General features: G+C 39.1%; 15 protein-coding genes. 7 read left to right on the forward strand and 8 right to left on the reverse strand.

What is annotated here, in order from left to right; genetic code table 11:
* A complete protein-coding gene (locus AY601_RS18770) occupies nt 1–2,226 on the forward strand; it encodes a penicillin-binding protein 1A (RefSeq protein ID WP_068403890.1) in 2,226 nt (741 codons plus the stop codon).
* A complete protein-coding gene (gene uvrC, locus AY601_RS18775; RefSeq protein ID WP_068403892.1) occupies nt 2,227–4,032 on the forward strand; it encodes an excinuclease ABC subunit UvrC in 1,806 nt (601 codons plus the stop codon).
* 108 nt (nt 4,033–4,140) lie between these two features.
* Here uvrC and gldN read toward each other — a convergent pair whose 3' ends face one another.
* The 8 genes from gldN to AY601_RS18815 all read right to left on the reverse strand — a co-directional run bounded on the left by gldN (nt 4,141) and on the right by AY601_RS18815 (nt 12,946).
* Complete coding sequence (gldN, locus tag AY601_RS18780; protein ID WP_084359347.1) at nt 4,141–5,241, reverse strand: gliding motility protein GldN; 1,101 nt, start codon at nt 5,239–5,241, stop codon at nt 4,141–4,143.
* Nucleotides 5,242–5,248: 7 nt separating this feature from the next.
* Nucleotides 5,249–6,787, reverse strand: coding sequence for a gliding motility protein GldM (gene gldM / locus AY601_RS18785; protein WP_068403894.1), 1,539 nt, complete (start codon nt 6,785–6,787; stop codon nt 5,249–5,251).
* 42 nt (nt 6,788–6,829) lie between these two features.
* On the reverse strand, nt 6,830–7,636 hold the full coding sequence (gene gldL, locus AY601_RS18790; protein ID WP_068403896.1) for a gliding motility protein GldL: 807 nt from the start codon (nt 7,634–7,636) through the stop codon (nt 6,830–6,832).
* Between the two features lie 54 nt (nt 7,637–7,690).
* Nucleotides 7,691–9,061: an SUMF1/EgtB/PvdO family nonheme iron enzyme gene (locus AY601_RS18795; RefSeq protein ID WP_068403898.1), complete on the reverse strand. Its 1,371-nt coding sequence runs from the start codon at nt 9,059–9,061 to the stop codon at nt 7,691–7,693.
* A 192-nt stretch (nt 9,062–9,253) separates the two neighbouring features.
* Entirely contained in the window at nt 9,254–10,024 is a 771-nt protein-coding gene (locus AY601_RS18800; RefSeq protein ID WP_068403899.1) for a uroporphyrinogen-III synthase, read from the reverse strand.
* Between the two features lie 9 nt (nt 10,025–10,033).
* On the reverse strand, nt 10,034–11,002 hold the full coding sequence (locus tag AY601_RS18805) for a DUF4271 domain-containing protein (RefSeq protein ID WP_084359587.1): 969 nt from the start codon (nt 11,000–11,002) through the stop codon (nt 10,034–10,036).
* Nucleotides 11,003–11,279: 277 nt separating this feature from the next.
* Nucleotides 11,280–11,828 carry a histidine phosphatase family protein gene (locus AY601_RS18810; RefSeq protein ID WP_068403905.1) on the reverse strand — a complete coding sequence of 183 codons (549 nt, stop codon included), beginning with the start codon at nt 11,826–11,828 and terminating at the stop codon, nt 11,280–11,282.
* An 11-nt stretch (nt 11,829–11,839) separates the two neighbouring features.
* The gene (locus tag AY601_RS18815) at nt 11,840–12,946 is read right to left on the reverse strand and encodes a Fic family protein (RefSeq protein ID WP_068403908.1); all 1,107 of its coding nucleotides are present in this window, start codon (nt 12,944–12,946) and stop codon (nt 11,840–11,842) included.
* A 198-nt stretch (nt 12,947–13,144) separates the two neighbouring features.
* Here AY601_RS18815 and hemW point away from each other — a divergent pair, with 198 nt between their 5' ends.
* The 5 genes from hemW (at nt 13,145) to AY601_RS18840 (ending at nt 17,728) form a co-directional block, all read left to right on the forward strand.
* Complete coding sequence (gene hemW / locus AY601_RS18820) at nt 13,145–14,290, forward strand: radical SAM family heme chaperone HemW (protein WP_084359349.1); 1,146 nt, start codon at nt 13,145–13,147, stop codon at nt 14,288–14,290.
* A 23-nt stretch (nt 14,291–14,313) separates the two neighbouring features.
* Nucleotides 14,314–15,117 (forward strand): SDR family oxidoreductase, encoded by an 804-nt coding sequence (locus AY601_RS18825; protein ID WP_068403912.1) that lies wholly within the window; start codon nt 14,314–14,316, stop codon nt 15,115–15,117.
* 33 nt (nt 15,118–15,150) lie between these two features.
* Nucleotides 15,151–15,702, forward strand: coding sequence for a fasciclin domain-containing protein (locus AY601_RS18830; RefSeq protein ID WP_068403914.1), 552 nt, complete (start codon nt 15,151–15,153; stop codon nt 15,700–15,702).
* Between the two features lie 143 nt (nt 15,703–15,845).
* Nucleotides 15,846–16,727, forward strand: a complete 882-nt coding sequence (locus AY601_RS18835; RefSeq protein WP_068403916.1) for a cupin-like domain-containing protein — start codon at nt 15,846–15,848, stop codon at nt 16,725–16,727.
* 116 nt (nt 16,728–16,843) lie between these two features.
* Nucleotides 16,844–17,728 carry a cupin-like domain-containing protein gene (locus AY601_RS18840; RefSeq protein WP_068403918.1) on the forward strand — a complete coding sequence of 295 codons (885 nt, stop codon included), beginning with the start codon at nt 16,844–16,846 and terminating at the stop codon, nt 17,726–17,728.
* Nucleotides 17,729–17,860 lie beyond the last annotated feature (132 nt).

Consider the following 17,860-nt stretch of genomic DNA (forward strand, 5'->3'; position numbering starts at 1 on the left):
ATGACCAAAAATATTTCGGCTGCAGAGATAAAAAGCTATAACATTACGCTCTGGAAGTTACTGATAGGTGCCATGATCCTGTTTGCAATCTTTATTGTTGCAATCGGTTTTGGGCTATTTGGTACCCTGCCATCCTTCAGAGATATTGAACACCCTAAAAGCAATCAGGCTACTGAAATATTAACTGAAGACAAAAGGGTATTAGGTACCTATTTTGTACAAAACCGCTCTAATGTAACTTACCCTGAGATCTCTCCAAATGTAATCAATGCCCTGATCTCTACAGAAGACACCAGGTTTAAAGAACATTCAGGGATTGACTTTAAACGTACATTCACCATTATCTTCTACAATTTAGTGGGTAAAAAACAAGGGGCAAGTACCATCACTCAGCAGCTGGCTCTTAACCTTTTCTCAGAAGAAGGCCGTCAAAAGAACTTCTTCAAACGTTTAATGCAAAAATTCCAGGAATGGATTGTTGCGGTAAAACTGGAACGTAACTTTACCAAAGAAGAAATTATTACCATGTACCTGAATACCGTAGATTTTGGTAACCAGGCTTATGGAATTAAATCTGCAGCAAGAGTTTATTTCAATACAACGCCAGATCAGCTTACCGTTGCACAAGCTGCAACATTGGTTGGACTGCAAAAAGGAATTACCCGCTACTCTCCTACCCGTAACCCGGAAAGATCATTAGCCAGACGAAATACAGTCATGTCAAATATGGTCAAAGAAGATTTGCTGACCCAACAACAATATGACGAAGAAAAAGCAAAACCATTAGCTCTTAAGTTCAGTGCAGCAACTGTAAATGATGGAATTGCTCCATATTTCAGAGCAGTGCTGAAAAATGATATTAAGAAAATCTTCCAGGAACGTTCTATCTTAAAAGCAGATGGTACACCATACGATCTGGACAGAGATGGCCTGAAGATTATCACGACCATCAATTACGACATGCAGGTTTATGCCGAAGAAGCGCAAAAAGATGCCATGCGGGTATTACAAGCCCAATTTACAAAAGGCTGGAAAGGCAGAAACCCATTCAAGGATAAAGAACTGCAAATTGAGCAGGGTATTAAAAGATCTGACCGTTATAAAGCTTTGCAGCTGGAAGGAAAATCAGAATCAGAAATTAAAGCAGATTTCAATACCCCGGCCGAAATGAGCATTTTTACGTGGAAAGGAAATCTGGATACGCTGATGAAGCCTATAGATTCTGTAAAATATTATAAATTATTGTTAAGAAATGCCATGATGGCGATGGATCCGAAAACCGGCTATGTTAAAGCGTGGGTTGGTGGTATTAACTACGAACATTTCAAATACGACCAGGTAAAAATGGGAACCAGGCAAGTAGGTTCAACAGCTAAACCTTTTACCTATTCGGTAGCGATAGAAAATGGTTACTCACCATGTTATCAGGTCTTGAATGAGCCGGTAACGATTGAAGTTCCGGGCAGTGCGCCATGGACGCCAAAGTCTGGCGGTACCTTACCGGGTTACATTACTTTGCAGAAAGCCCTTGCCTTTTCTCAGAATTACATTGCTGCTTACCTGATGAAACAAGTAGGCCCTACAGCAGTCGCTACACTGGCCAAAAGAATGGGGATCACTTCTAATGTACCTGCATATCCATCTATCGCATTAGGCTCTTTTGATGCCTCTGTATTTGATATGGTAGGTGCTTACAGTGTATTTGCCAATAAAGGAGTGTGGACACAGCCAACTTATATTTTAAGGATTGAAGATAAAAACGGTGTGGTCCTGTTCTCTCAAACACCACAAAAACACCCTGCAATGAACGAAGACGTCGCTTATGTGATGACACGTATGCTGGAAGGTGTAGTGAAAAACGGTTATGGCTATGGTCTGATCGGTAAATACGGACTAAAGAACCCTATTGGTGGTAAAACCGGAACAACACAGAATAATTCTGATGGATGGTTTGTAGGGATTACCCCTGATCTTGTTGCTGGGGTATGGACAGGTTGTGAAGACCGCGCATTTCACTTTATCAATACCAGAGAAGGTGAGGGTTCAAAAACAGCTATGCCTATTTTTGGTGGCTTCTTCAAGAAAGTATATGCCAATCCTAAATTAAAAATAAGTAAAGGCGACTTTGAAGTACCGAAAAGCGGTGTATCTATCACTTACGATTGTAACCAATATCAACAGCAACAAACTGATACCACAGAACTGGACAAGAAGCTGGGTTTTTAAATGAGCATTTTTGATTATAAAAAGGCGTTAGCCGATATTCCGCACAAACCCGGTGTTTATCAATACTGGGACCAGGAAGATACGCTTATTTATATTGGCAAGGCCAAAGATTTAAGAAACCGTGTCGGCTCTTATTTCAACCAGGATAACCAGATGAATGGTAAAACACGGGTATTGGTTTCCAAAATCCGCAAGATTACTTTTACTATTGTTGATACCGAAATTGATGCCTGGCTGCTGGAAAACAGCCTGATTAAAAAACATCAGCCAAGGTATAATATCATGCTGAAAGATGATAAGACCTATCCATGGATTATTATCAAAAAAGAACCCTTTCCACGCTTGTACTGGACACGGAAAATGATCAAAGACGGATCTACCTATTTTGGTCCTTATGCCTCTGTAGGGATGATGCACACCATACTTGACCTGATTAAAGAAACTTATCCGCTGCGTACCTGTAACCTTCCGCTTACGGACGAGAACATCCACGCCGGAAAATTCAAGGTTTGCCTTGAATATCAGATTGGCAATTGTAAAGGTCCTTGTCAGGCTTATCAATCGGACGAAGATTATGACCAGAGTATCGCAGAAATTAAAGATATCCTGAACGGAAAAATCGGTAACGTTATCAAAGACGTTAAACTAGTGATCAAAAAAGCAGTCGATGAACTGAATTTTGAATATGCCCATCAGTATCAGAAAAAATTACTGGTCTTGGAAAAGTATCAAAGTAAATCAACTGTAGTCAACAGCTCTATTACGAATGTAGATGTGGTGAGTATTGCTTCTGATGAGCGTTATGCTTTTGTCAATTATTTAAAGATTATGAATGGAAGTATCATTCAGACGCAGACCATAGAGATCAAAAAACGACTTGATGAATCTGATGAGGAACTGCTTACCCTGGCTATTACCGAATTCAGGACGAAGTTCAATAGTACTTCCAAAGAGATTATCGTCCCTTTTGATATCAAATTAAAAGATGAAAATTTAAAGTTTACTGTTCCTAAACTAGGTGAAAAGAAAAACCTGCTGGAACTTTCTCATAAAAACGTATTGTTCTTTAGACGTGAAAAGCTGAATCAATATGAAAAACTAAACCCGGATTTAAGGTCTGAACGTATTTTAACACAAATGCAGAAAGATCTGATGCTGACACAGCTGCCTGTCCATATTGAATGTTTTGATAACTCGAACTTTCAGGGCGCTTATCCTGTTTCAGCGATTGTGGTTTTCAAGGATGCTAAACCTTCTAAAAAAGATTACAGGCATTTTAACGTGAAAACGGTAGAGGGCCCTAATGATTTTGCAACGATGGAGGAAGCTGTTTACAGGCGATATAAGCGCATGTTAGAAGAAGAGGAATCATTGCCTCAACTGATCATCATTGACGGCGGTAAGGGCCAGCTATCATCTGCAGTAAGCAGTTTAAAGAAATTAGGAATAGAACATAAGGTTACTGTCATTGGTATCGCTAAAAGACTCGAGGAATTATATTATTCCGGAGATAGCTATCCGCTGCACCTGGATAAGAAATCAGAGACATTAAAAGTTATTCAGCAGCTCCGTGATGAGGCTCACCGTTTTGGGATTACCTTCCACAGAAAGAAAAGAGATCAGGGCACTTTAAAGACCGAACTGGAAGATATTCCGGGTATTGGCAAAACAACAGCCGACAAGCTTTTACGCCAGTTTAAATCCGTTAAAAAAATCAGAGAGGCTACAGAAGCTGAATTGGAGAAAGTGCTGAACAAGGCACAGGTTAAAACCCTGCTGGCACATTTCACTCCAAAAATCACTTAAATTTACCAACCCTTTCAGTAGAAAGAATTTAAAATTTAAACCTTACAAAAAAGCGCTGCTATCTAATGATAACAACGCTTTTTTTATGTTTTGATATTGATAAAGGTCTTAGTATTCCCACAAACTTTGTTCGTAGTCTGCCATTCCTTTTTTAATCCGTTCTGATTCATACAATTTTCTAGGATCTTTAGGATCGGTCTGATTCAAAATCTCTATAATAGTTTTATTGGCCGGGTTTGTTTCTTTCACGATATTACTGGAAAACAACCTTCTCACAAAGAAATCATCGAAAGTTAGTACCGATGCATCATTTGATGGATCCTGTAGTTTCTTCTTGCTCAATATCGTTCTGGCTTCATCATAATAAATCCAGAATACGGGTTGCCAGTTCCCCTCAACCATTTTCATGGGTGCAAGCCCCACAATACGTGGTTCAAAGATTGAGCGCTTCACGTCCAGAATCCAATCTTCCTTAATTCTGTATTTTAGGAATTCATCTGCTCTTAAACGTTTCAATACAGGATCTCCGATTTTACCTTTCTCATCAGCTTCTCCTTCAGAAGTCCCTCTTGCATTTCTCAATGCCTCGGCCGAAGTCAGCGCAATCTTGAAAGCGTCATTATCTTCCAGCACTTTTCCAGCAGTGGTATCTTTAGGTGAATAAGCTGTTAATTCCTCGTTTCCAATGGCTTCCAACAGAACTTCTATCAGTTTAGAGTTCTCTGTATTCAACACTGAATTGATCGTATCCCGTAAATCAAGCTCTCTCCAGATACGTTTAGAATAAAATACATCTTCTTCTCTGACATCTGCATAAGGAACCATTACACTGCTATCTACATCTTTTCTTGCAAAAAAACCATCTTTTGGAGGGGTCTTGATCTTAGATTTTTTAAGCAAAGGCGTAGTGGCGGCAGCAGCTGTTGTAGCAACTGGTGTATTAAATGATGGTGTATTTGCAGCAGGAGTATTCACCGAAGGTGTACTAACTGCTGGTGTAGCAATTGGTGTAACCGTTTCAGGTACTGGCTTCGTTACTTCTGTAGCCGGTACTGCAACCGCATCCGGAGCTGGTGTAACTGCTGCAGGAGTTGAGTTTGTTGGTTTTATCTTCGGACGCTGACTAACAACTGGTTTTACAGGTTTACTCTGCGCGAACGCCTCGGTTCCCACGAACAACAGGATAATCAGATATAAAAATTGTTTCATCTTGATTCTATTTAGCTGTAAATGTTATACCATCTAAATTCTTTTGTCTGCCGTCAGGTCCTTCAGCAATGATATCTTTAAAGATTACAGTTGCTCCTGGTTTAATCGAATTCAAAGCCCCTTTGATCTGACCGCTGAATGAACCACCACTGTTAGGGATATTCACCGCATCCGATCTTGGATTAATAAAGGTAGCGTTAAACCTGATTACTTTATATTTAATGTCAAACACGAAATCATCCAGTTGCGTCTCAATTGCGCCAGACCTTGCTAACCATTCCAACTCAACATTTCCACCAGATTTACCTTTTATAAAGGCTTTTGGCGTTGGTAATGCTTTTACTCTGAATTGTTGTGAGCCCAAATTCACTGTTTTACCAGCATTGTTCGCAGTTACATTAATATTCAGTGTTTTACCAATCTGATCACCGCCTACGCTCACTGAATATTTACCATTCGAACCGCTCATTGAACCGCCAGAAATACTTGCTTTCACACTTTCCAAAGGAAACCCTGCTGCAGAAACAGAGAACGGATTCGGAATACCGGCATAAATTACGTTCATCTTATCTGGTGAAACCGTAGCCGATGGCTTGGCAACCTGGTAAGTTTGTTCAGGAGTTCTGTATTCTTTAATCTGCCCGTCAGTTTGTTTTACACGGATTGTTCCAACCCATTTAAACACGCCTACAGAACCAGTTCCACCTGTATAAGTTCCTTTACCGTCTTTAATGGCCAATCTGCCACCGCCAACACTAATTTCAGGACTTGATTTAGAGTCACTAGCTGTTAAAAATACCTGGGCACTGTAAGGTTGTCCCTGAATTACGTAAGAAGTCGGCGCAACCGCTACAGCTGCAAACTGATCCAGATTAACCAGTGACTTGTCCATGTTTCCGAATAACTTTTTAACAATTTCTGCTTCAGCATTTCTTGTATCTGACTGAATTTTAGTTAATACGGTATTTGCAGCAGTTAAAGGGGTACCTTCTCCGAAGTTAATGTCTTCCCACTTCTTTTTACCTTCTATGCTTTTCTCTGCATCTTTTGCTTCCAGAGAGAAAGAAACATGTTTACGGTCTTCGGCCTCTAACAGGGCAATTAATTTTTCACGTGTTTCATTAATCTTTGCTTTAAGCTTTTCGCCTTCTTTCGCATTGATCATAATACCCTGAGCGATATCCTGGTTTCCTCTTTCTTTAAGGTCACCTGTTTCAGGGTCGATACCACCACCGGCAGTATTGAATTGTTGTTTCAATTGCTGAATATAACCGTTCAGGTCATCCGCATATTTTTTTGCCTGATTGGCTTTGTCCCAAATCGGCTGTGCCCTTCCAGGCTCCTCTTTAAGTTTAGTATTCTGAAATGCAGTGAACAACTGATCAATGCTCGTACTTACATTCGTGCGTGACGAATCCAAACTATCATTGATATTCTTAAAGGCATTCAGTATAGTATCAGATACGTTTAGCGCAAGCATAGCTAACAATACCAAATACATGATATTGATCATCTTCTGCCTCGTTGTTTCTTTTCCTCCGGCCATTAGTTATGGTTCTCTGTGGTTATAAATAAATTGATTACCTGGTTATGGACGTGGCTGGTTCATCGCTGTCAACATGTTGCCATAAATAGCATTCAGCGAAGAAAGATTTTTTGCCAGTTTACCTACTTCTTCCTTAAATTGTTTCGAATCATCCATCGATTCATTGAAATTATTCATTGTCGCAGAAAGGTTCTGATAGAATTTGTTCATTGACTTAAGGTGTGTAGTAGAATCCTGTAATTCTAATTCATAAACTGCGTTAAGGGCAGAAAGATTTTTAGAAAGGTTGTTCACCTGCTCATGGTAAGATTTTGAAGCATTTCCACTTTCGCCCAGTTCTACCAGTTGAGAAGTCGCTTTACTAAATGCGCCGTTCAGCTGATCGAAACCTGCAGAAGCTTGTTTTACTTTTCCGGTGAAATCATTCGTTGCAACTGCTGCATCAGCAACTGTAGAAATGGTCGCTACTTTGTCTCCGAAGTTACGTAACCCATTGCCCAGGCTTTCGATTAATTCAGGGCCGATTTTAGCATCGCCCAGCATTTTATCCAATGCTGCTGTAGAAGAAGGCCCTGCCACAGCAACTGGTCTTGCAGTAGCTACAGGCAATTCGCCTTTAAAATCATCTCTTAATTCAGGATATACTTTTTCCCAGGCCAATTCTGGTTCTGGTGGAAAAAATCCGGTGATAAAGAATAAGGCTGCTTCCACCCCCAAACCTATACCGATTGCATAACTTCCCCAAATACCTCCAATGTGAAGGATTTTACATAATGCCCCCAAAATTACAATACTCGCTCCCCATGAGATTGCCGAGTGTAACCAATTAGAATTCTTTTTAGCTGCCATATTACTACTAGATAGATGTTATTTTTAAAATTTTATAATTGAGATTGAATCAACTTAATTTTTGAAGTGGATGTCAGTACCCGCATAAGAAGAAACACATCTGAATCCGATGTATGATCTCGCCTGATCCTGGTATTCGTAAGTACCAACTGAGTTCTGAAGGAAGAAACCGATGTCTTTCCACGATCCACCTCTAACTACTTTACGTTTAAGGTATTTACTATCTGTAGTTTTAGCTACATAAGTGAAATTAGGGTTGAAATCCAGCAATTGAGGTGCTGCTGAATTGTTGTAAGCTGTTACTGTCCATTCCGCAACGTTACCAGCCATGTTATACAGCCCGTAATCGTTAGGGAAATAAGATTTCACATTAACAGTGTATAAACCACCGTCATCAGAGTAATTTCCTCTGCCTACTTTAAAGTTGGCTTGCATACATCCCTTTGTATTTCTGACATAAGGACCGCCCCATGGGTATTTCGTTTTCACATTGCCACCTCTTGCTGCATATTCAAATTCAGCATCAGTAGGCAATCTGTACTCAGGACGTGAGCTTAAAGGAATTTTTCTGGAAGCTGCAACCGGCTCATATAAGCGGGTACGCCAAAAACAAAATGCATTGGCTTGTTCCCAGGTTACCCCTACAACAGGATAGTTATCATAAGAAGGATGATTGAAATAAGATTTCACCATCGGATCGTTCTGGGAATAAGAATAATCCACTTTCCAAACCATTGTATCCGGGTAAACGCTCACCGAAGGAAACTGGTTCGGGTTATTCGGATCTGGTGAATCCACATAACTTTCAATAAAGTCTTTACGTTTTTTTGTCGGATCTTTTCTTCCGGCTTCTGCCAGGTCAAGATTTACAAAACTATAAGAATATCTTAATTTTCTGATGTCTAAGTCATTGCGGCCGGGTAATGCGTCATCACCTGCATAATACATGTCCTTGAATTTATTGCTCAGGCCACCTTTTTTATCGTTCCACATCGCAGAACCATTACCAACTTTCTTCCAGTCAATATTTTTCTGTCCTGAGGTAAGGCTTGCGCCACCTGCAGTCTGGCCTTTAGGCGTAATGAAATAGCCTGGTGCTCCGCTTGGGCCGACAGAAGTTAAAGCAACTGAGTCTCTTACCCAGTTTACAAACTGTCTGTACTTTGCGTTGGTGATCTCAGTTTCGTCCATATAAAACGCACTGAATGAGGTCATCTTACTGGGAGAAGTCTGTGAGTTGTTAATATCCTCGTCAGACATACCAATAAGCGTCTTACCCTGAGGAATGTAAACCATTCCCCTTGGCATTTTCTTGTTGTTAAATTTCTTATTGTATACACCAACAAGCTCTCCCTGCCCACCTTTTCCGCAGCTTGAAAACAATGCTGTAATTAATAAAAAACCCAGTGTGTAAATTTTCCTCATAAGCCCTGGAGCAATTTTACAACAATTTTATCAAATATGATTGATATAAACAATTATTATGAGATAAATATAAGTCTTAAACACAAAAAAAGCAAGATGTTAATAATTATATAACATCTTGCTTACTAGATTAAAAGAATTTAGCAGGCCATTTGATTCCCCAATTTGGGAAAATTTATCAACAGTACTATTTTACTTATTTGATTTCTTAATATAATTTTCAATAGCCATGATCATCGAAGGTGATTCCGGTGATGGCGCGGCGATGTCAACAATCAGGTTATTATCCATAATCGCTTTATGTGTATTTACTCCAAATACTGCAATCCGCGTATTATTTTGCTGGAAAGTAGAGAAGTTTATATAAAGCGATTGAATACTTGACGGGCTAAAAAAGGCAATCATGTCATAAGTCACTTCAGCAAGATCTGAAAGATCGCTTACTACGGTCTTAAACAATACTGCAGGGGTCAGATCGTATCCATTTTTCAACAGGAAATTCATAGTATCTTCCGTCGCTACGTCAGAACATGGGTAAAGAAACTTCTCTCCTGCATGTTTCTTCAGTACTTCCGATAAATCGGCAGCAGTCTGCTTGCCAAAAAAGATCTTCCGTTTCCGGTACTGGATATATTTTTGAAGATATAGGGCGGTTGATTCCGAAATACAAAAGTATTTCAGATCTGCAGGCACTTCGTACCGCATTTCCTCACTAATTCTAAAAAAATGATCCACCGCATTCCTGCTTGTAAAAACTACAGCAGTAAAATCAGCTAATGTGATCTTGTCTTTTCTGAAGTCCCTTGCCGGAATACCTTCCACATGAATGAAGGATCTGAAATCAATTTTTAAATTGTATTTCTTAGCCAAATCAAAGTATGGGGACTTCTCTGTTTCGGGCTTTGGCAAAGTTATCAGTATACTTTTTACTTTACGCAACCTATCTTCTGTTTTTTCTTGCATTTTACCTAATTACAGCTCCAATCCTATGGCCTTGATTAATATCAAAATAGGACATATTTCGAGGGCACAAAAGTACATAAATAAATAGAACTTAGAAAACCGATAATGAGATAAAATATTTATTCCTGCTCTTATAAATTGAAACGTGAAGATAATCCCCAACAAAATAAATGAGATAACTATGTAGTATATACCATATTTCATTGGCGATAAAGCAAAAGCGACAACCAATGGAATGAAGATTAAAGAGATGTTAAAATAACTCAAATATAATATAGAAACGTACTCGTGGACGGCTTTTTGGATGTTAAACAGATGTCCTAGCACACGCAATAAAAGAATTTTCGTCGCATATAATACGACAATAAGAATGGAAACACTAACGAAAAAACGAAAGCCCTGATGTACGTAAGCGAGCTGATAATATTGTGCAACGAGATAAAAAAACATCCCGATTGTGAAGCCAAATTGTATAAATAAAAATAAAAATGGCCAGGAACTGAACACATTATCTTCTTTATTCAGGTTATTTAATCCGCGATTACTGTAAAAAGATTGGATAATACTCTGTAATTGTTTCGCAAAAGAGATCCTGAGGATGGCAAAAACAACCAGCAACAGGACAATAAATCCAAGTACCCAGGTCTGTCCTTTGTGCAAAGGATTACCCGTCCTGAACTTGCTCACTTTTTTCAGTTTACTGTACTTTTTAAACCAGGCATCGAGGTCTAGTTTCTCAAAAACATTGGCTTTGAGAATACTGTCAATCAAAATATGTTTGTTGATCAAAGAGTCCGGAAGGATCCAGGTGTGCGTCATGATGGAATCGGTGACGAACTTTTGCCGCGCCAAAAATGCAGAGTCTCTGACCACACGAGGTTTATAAACCCTGCGTTGTATGGTAGAATCTCTGACAACTGGCAAATTCTGCGCATTCGCCTTTCCAAAGCCCGCGGTGCACAGCAGGAAAAAAGTCATCAAAAAGTATTTATACATCGACCTATTAATGTAACGGGATTATTCCTTTGTGCAAATCTAAGATATTATTATTTCACATTCATGCTTTGCTACAGAATACCACGGCTGGGATGACTAGGGTCTTAGTTAAGTACGTATCCACATCAGGTCAGTAATGAGTCATAGTGAGCCCACGTATTTACGGGAAAAAGTGGACTCACGCCCTAGTCAACCAGACGCGTGTAATAACCTCCTCTTTACAAAAGCAGGTAGAAATTCAGGAATAAATAAGGAATTTTTAAAAGATTGGGCAATCAGCGACAGGCAAGATCCCTTCCTGATCTGTTTTCAGCACTTTGTCTTTGCCACTGCCTGTAATGATCCAGATGGAGTCGAAATCCTTTGGATTCCAGCTTAGTTTTTGGTGCTTGATTCCGAGCGCTTTGGCTAATGCAGGAATATTGCCATGGTTCCAAACTAATAGTACCGTTCCTTTTTTATGTTTAAGTTCTTTAGCAATACTGGCGTAATCTGCGCCATCAAAACTGCTGTTGATACTTAAATCGTATTTAACAGCAAAAGGGGTAATAGTCTGAAACATGCGCGAATGGCTGGTTTGGTTCCCATTCCCTAAAGAAGGTACATAGATCGCAGCTGGAACTCCAATCTTTTTAGCGAGTACATTGGCTAATTTTAAAGACCGGTTAAGCCCTTTACAGTTGAGGTTTTCATTCTTTTCTTGTTTTTCTCCATGACGGATGATGAAAATTTTAGTTTGCGATTTTACGAATAATGGTAAAATCAGGGTGTATATTATACAAAGAATGGTGAAGGCGGTTTTTTTCATGGGGTTTAATATTATTTCAATTGTAATTCGTAATGCACATTTCTCCCTGCTCCAAAGGAAGTTAAAATACCCATTTCGGCCAATGTTTGCAAATCACGTGTTGCGGTTGCTTTTGAAGTTTTAACTATGCTCATATATTTCTTAGCAGTCATCCCTCCTTGAAAACCATCCAGACCAGCTTCAAATATCCTGTTGATCACTTTTAGCTGCCTTTCATTTAATATTTTCATGTAACGATCAAAAAACATCGTTTTTTTCAATGTGAAGTCTATAGTTTGACGTGCCTCCTGTTGCGCTTTCAACACAATATTAACAAAGTATGTCAACCAATCTGTAATTTCATTATGCTGTTGTGCATCTCCCAAAGCTTTGTAGTAAGCTTTTCTATCAGCTTCAATCGTTTTTGAAAGACTCATCATAATTGGCTTAGTCAGTGTTTGTGACAAGGCTTTTTCTGCAATTGCCCGCCCTAAGCGCCCATTACCATCTTCAAAAGGATGAATACTTTCAAAATATAAATGTGCAATAGCAGCTCTTACCGGAGCACTGTAAATTTCTCCTTTTCCATTTGGCCCAGTTTCATTAAACCAGGTCACAAATTTCTCCATTTCTGCGTTAACCTCGTCAGATGGTGGTGCCTGAAAATGTATTTTTATCCTACCCATAGCACCTGAGATCACCTGCATGGGTTCTTTACCTTTCCTCCAAACTCCTTTATTTATTGTACTATAAGAAGACATCAATATTTCATGCCAGCTCCACAGTTTCTCGCAACTTAGTGGCTCTTTATACGTTTTCCGGACATCGACCATCAATTGTCCCACTCCCATAGCCTTTCGATCGAGAATAGCCTCTTGCTTTTCATTTAGTCCTAAATTATTACGGATAGAAGACATCAGATCTTGTCTGCTTAAAAATTCACCTTCGATCTCTGAAGTTTTGATAGCTTCGAGCAAAATAATTTCCAACAAGGCTTCTTGCTGTACATAAGCAGGAAGAGCTTGCAGCATTCCATCTATCACTCCTGCTTCTGTTGCAAAAGTATAAAGCACAGGTTCAATTGTATCGAGCCGATAACGAAAGTATGGCCAGTCAGGTAATTCCCAATTATAGAGCATGAGCCGATTAAATAATTATTCGGCTCAAATATACAGAATAAATGAGCCGATTAATTATTTCATCAGCTCGTTAGCTTGTCCATTTCAAGTCTTGCTTAATTTTGGTAAGATTCAGCATTAACCACTTTAATTTCGGATTGGGGTCATCTTTACAAATACAGATGCCTCAAAACACATAATTGCACTTACCTTTGCCCCATGGCAGGAATTTATATCCATATCCCCTTTTGTAAACAAGCTTGTAATTATTGCGATTTTCATTTCAGCACCTCTCTGCAACATGTAGATGAAATGACGGATGCGATTTGCAAAGAAATCCTTTTAAAAAAGAGCAGAATAGCTGATGAGCACATAGGGAGTATTTATTTTGGTGGTGGTACACCTTCTCTTTTACCGGAGAAATCATTGGCCAGAATCTTTGACACTTTAACTTCTAATTTTTCTATCGCAGCCGATGCTGAGATTACGATTGAAACTAATCCTGATGATTTAGACGCAAAAAAGATCGCACAGTTGCGTCAGCTTCCTGTGAACCGCTTCAGCATTGGCGTACAATCTTTCTTTAATGATGACCTGGTCTGGATGAACAGGGCACATACTGCTAACGAAGCAGAAACTTGTATTAAACGGAGTCAGGATGCCGGGTTTGAGAATCTGAGCATCGATCTTATTTATGGATTTCCCTTGCTGACAGATGAAAAATGGCTGAGTAATATCAACAAAGCAATCAGTTTGCAAACACCGCATATTTCGGCCTACTCCTTAACTGTTGAACCTAAAACTGCTTTAGCCGCAGCGATAAAAAAGGGAAAGCAAATTCCTGTAAATGATGAGCAAAGTGCAGCGCAGTTTATCACACTGACGGAGAAGCTGGCTATTGCTGGTTTTGATCATTATGAAATATCAAATTATAGTTTACCTGGTCGTCACGCGGTGCACAATACCAATTATTGGAGAGGTATTCCCTACTTGGGAATCGGCCCTTCGGCACATGGATTCAACGGAAATGTAAGGTATCTGAACATCGCAAACAATGCTAAATATATGCAGCAGTTAGCGCTGGGTAAACTGGCAGAAACGATAGAAGAACTGGATAGCTATGACCGCTTTAATGAGTATATCATGACTTCGCTCCGCACCATGTGGGGTACAGATTTACAAAAGATAGGCAACGAATTTGGTAAAATATTTTTAGAAGACACGCTAAAAAACATCATTCCGTTTTTACAGCGTGATTGGTTGAAAAACGAGAATAACAGGTTAATATTAACACCGGACGGCAAATTATTTGCTGACTATATCGCTTCAGAATTATTCCTTTTAGACGAACATCCGGAAGATTAATCCTGAATAATTAATAAAAAACAATGAAGAATAAAGTAATCTGGATCACGGGAGCTTCTTCGGGTATCGGTGAAGCACTCGTTTATGCTTATAATAATTCAGGGGCAAACCTTATTATTTCTGCCCGCAACAGAGATGAACTTTTCAGGGTAAAAGGAAACTGTAAAAATCAGATTAATGTCCATGTCCTTTCTTTTGACCTGGAAGACACTGCCTTATTAGCAGACAAAGTCAGAGATGCACAGAAAATATTTGGCCATATTGATATGCTGATCAACAGCGGAGGATTGAGTCAACGGTCATTAGCCCTGGAAACTGCTTTAAACGTAGAACAAAAGCTGATGAATGTTAACTTTTGGGGTACAGTCGCTTTGAGTAAAGCAGTATTGCCTCAGATGATTGCTAAAGGTGGGGGTAAAATTGTCTGCATCAGCAGTCTGACAGGTAAATTCGGTACTGCTTACCGCTCCGCTTATGCAGCTTCCAAACATGCTTTACATGGGTATTTTGATTCATTACGTTCAGAAGTATTTGATAAAAACATCCAGATCACCATGGTTTGTCCAGGTTATATTAAAACAAATATTTCGCTGCATGCAATGACTGCCGATGGCCAGCTGCATAACCAAATGGACGAGAATCAGGAGCACGGTCTTGCCGCGGCTGAGTGCGCAAATTTAATTGTCAAAGCTATTCAGCAAAATAAGGAAGAAGTCTATATGGGTGGCAAAGAAGTGAAGGGGATTTTGTTCAAACGCTTTTTTCCACTGAGGTTCTCCAAACACATGCGAACAAAAAATTTAGCTATTCAGAAAACCAAGCACTAGTATTCGCCGTATCTCCTGCTATAAAACAAAATCATGAAAAGATTCATCTTACCTGTATTTGTCATAGTAGCTATGGCATTTTCAACTTCAGTTTACGCCCAAAAAAATCCAATGGTTGGTGGTGCAGCTATGTACGCCAATAAAGATATTGTTGACAATGCGGTGAACTCAAAAGACCACACTACATTGGTTGCTGCTGTTAAAGCTGCTGGCCTTGTAGAAACTTTAAAAAGTGCCGGCCCTTTCACTGTATTTGCTCCAACGAATGAAGCTTTTGACAAATTGCCTGCTGGTACGGTGGAAACAGTTTTGAAACCAGAAAACAAAGCAATGTTAACTAAAATCCTTACTTACCATGTTGTTGCTGGAAAAATGGATTCAAAAGCAATCGCTAAAGCAATTAAAATGGGTAATGGTAAAGCAGAATTAACTACTGTTGCTGGTGGAAAATTATGGGCTTCTATGGACGGAGACAAATTAATTCTAACTGACGAAAAAGGCGGAACAGCTACCGTAACTATTGCCAATGTAATGCAAAAAAATGGTGTAATTCACGTTATTGACAGTGTTTTAATGCCTAACTAATTCTTTTAGTTTATTTTTTATAACAGTGAAAACACAGCAACTTATGCTGTGTTTTTTTATTGTCAGAATTTTTTATTTTCCATTGACCTGTTGGTAAGAAAAGTCAAATTCTATAGTTTTACATGAATTAACATTATTTTAACATGAAGTTTGATTTAACTCAGATTGATTGCGTTGATGATATCTCCAAAGAGGACTTTGAAAAAAACTATCTCAATGCGCGCAGACCATTAGTCATCAAAAACATGGCTAAAAACTGGCCGGCATATGAGAAATGGTCTATGGATTACATGAAAACTGTAGTTGGAGATAGACTAGTGCCGCTCTACGATAGTTCTAAAGCTGATCCGTCCAAGCCAATTAATGCTGCTGCTACAGAGATGAAGTTTGCAGATTATATTGACCTGATTAAAACTACGCCTACTGACCTTCGGATTTTCTTATTTGATCCGATCAAACAAGCGCCTAAGTTATTGAATGATTATATCGCTCCTAAAGATTTGATGGGTGGTTTTCTGGATAGTTATCCTAATATGTTCTTCGGTGGAAAAGGCTCTGTTACCTTCCTTCATTATGATATAGACATGGCGCATATTTTCCATACGCATTTTAACGGCCGCAAGCATGTCATTTTATTTGAGAACAAATGGAAGGAGCGCCTTTATCAAATTCCATATGCAACATATGCTTTAGAAGATTATGATATTGAAAACCCCGATTTTGATAAGTTCCCTGCTTTAAAAGGAGTAAAGGGTATAGAAGCTTATCTTGAACATGGAGATACGCTGTTTATGCCTACAGGCTACTGGCATTGGATGAAATATCTGGACGGTTCTTTTTCTATCAGTTTGCGGGCCTGGGATAAGTCATGGGCAGTAAAAGCGAAGAGCTTATACAACCTGACTATCCAACGTAAATTCGATGATTTCATGAAGGCCAATTTCAGAGAGAAATATATGGCATGGAAAGAGCGGCTGGCTATAAAAAGGGCGAATAAAGCATTGGCAGAACATGCTCCATTCTAATTAAGAATCAGTTTAATTTCATATAGTATATTTTTTCTGCGTCATACCTTGCGTTTTTATATAAATAAATAGATTTTAATTTACACTTTTGTTGTCAAACAAGATCTTTTTTGATTATGAGCTTTATATTAAAGCCGGTAGATACCGTTGAGAATATCAGTCCCGCAGATTTTAAAAAAAACTATTTAGACCCTAGAAAACCTCTAATCATAAAAGGTTTAACAAAGACCTGGCCTGCAAGAGAAAAGTGGACAACTGAGTACCTGAAAGAAATTGCTGGTAACCTGGAGGTTCCATTATATGACAATGCAAAAGTAGACCCATCCAAGCCTATCAATTCGGCGGCAGCGCATATGCGTTTCGGTGATTATCTTGACTTGATTAAGTCAGAGCCTACAGAACTCCGTATATTTTTCTTCAATTTATTCAAGCATGTACCAAGTCTGATCAAGGACATCGTATTGCCTAAAGATTTAATGGGTGGTTTCATTGAGAGTATGCCTGCCATGTTTTTTGGTGGTTCAAATTCTGTGACCTTCCTGCATTATGATATCGATCTTCCACATCTTTTCCATACACACTTTGGTGGCAGAAAGCATATTATATTATTTGATAACAAGTGGAAAGACCGTCTTTATTGTATTCCAAATGCTACTTATGCGCTGGAAGACTATGATGTGGCCAATCCTGATTTCGATAAGTTCCCTGCACTAAGGGGGGTTGAGGGATATGAGGTTTTCCTTGAGCATGGCGATACGCTGTTTATGCCTACAGGAATGTGGCATTGGATGAAATATCTGGATGGTTCTTTCTCTTTGAGTTTAAGAGCATGGGATGCCTCTCCGATCAGAAAAGCGCAAAGTTTATTCAATCTTGCAATTAAAGGCGGTTTAGACAGTGTGTTGAAAATGGCCTTGAAAGCCCCTTACGCAGAATTCAGAGAAAAGCTAGCTATTAAAAGAGCAGAAAAGGCTTTAGCTAGAGGCTTGCCAAAAAAATAAAGGCACAATTTTGTGTCATAATTCCTTTTTAAATTAAAGGTTGTCTATAGCCTTTTCGTCATAAAACCAGTATTCTTAAATCTGAATGCTGGTTTTTTTGCTTTTAAGACTCCGGAGGGTATTTTTACAAGC

Origin of the sequence: Pedobacter cryoconitis (assembly GCF_001590605.1) — a bacterium.
In the GTDB taxonomy this organism is placed as follows: Bacteria; Bacteroidota; Bacteroidia; order Sphingobacteriales; family Sphingobacteriaceae; genus Pedobacter; species Pedobacter cryoconitis_A.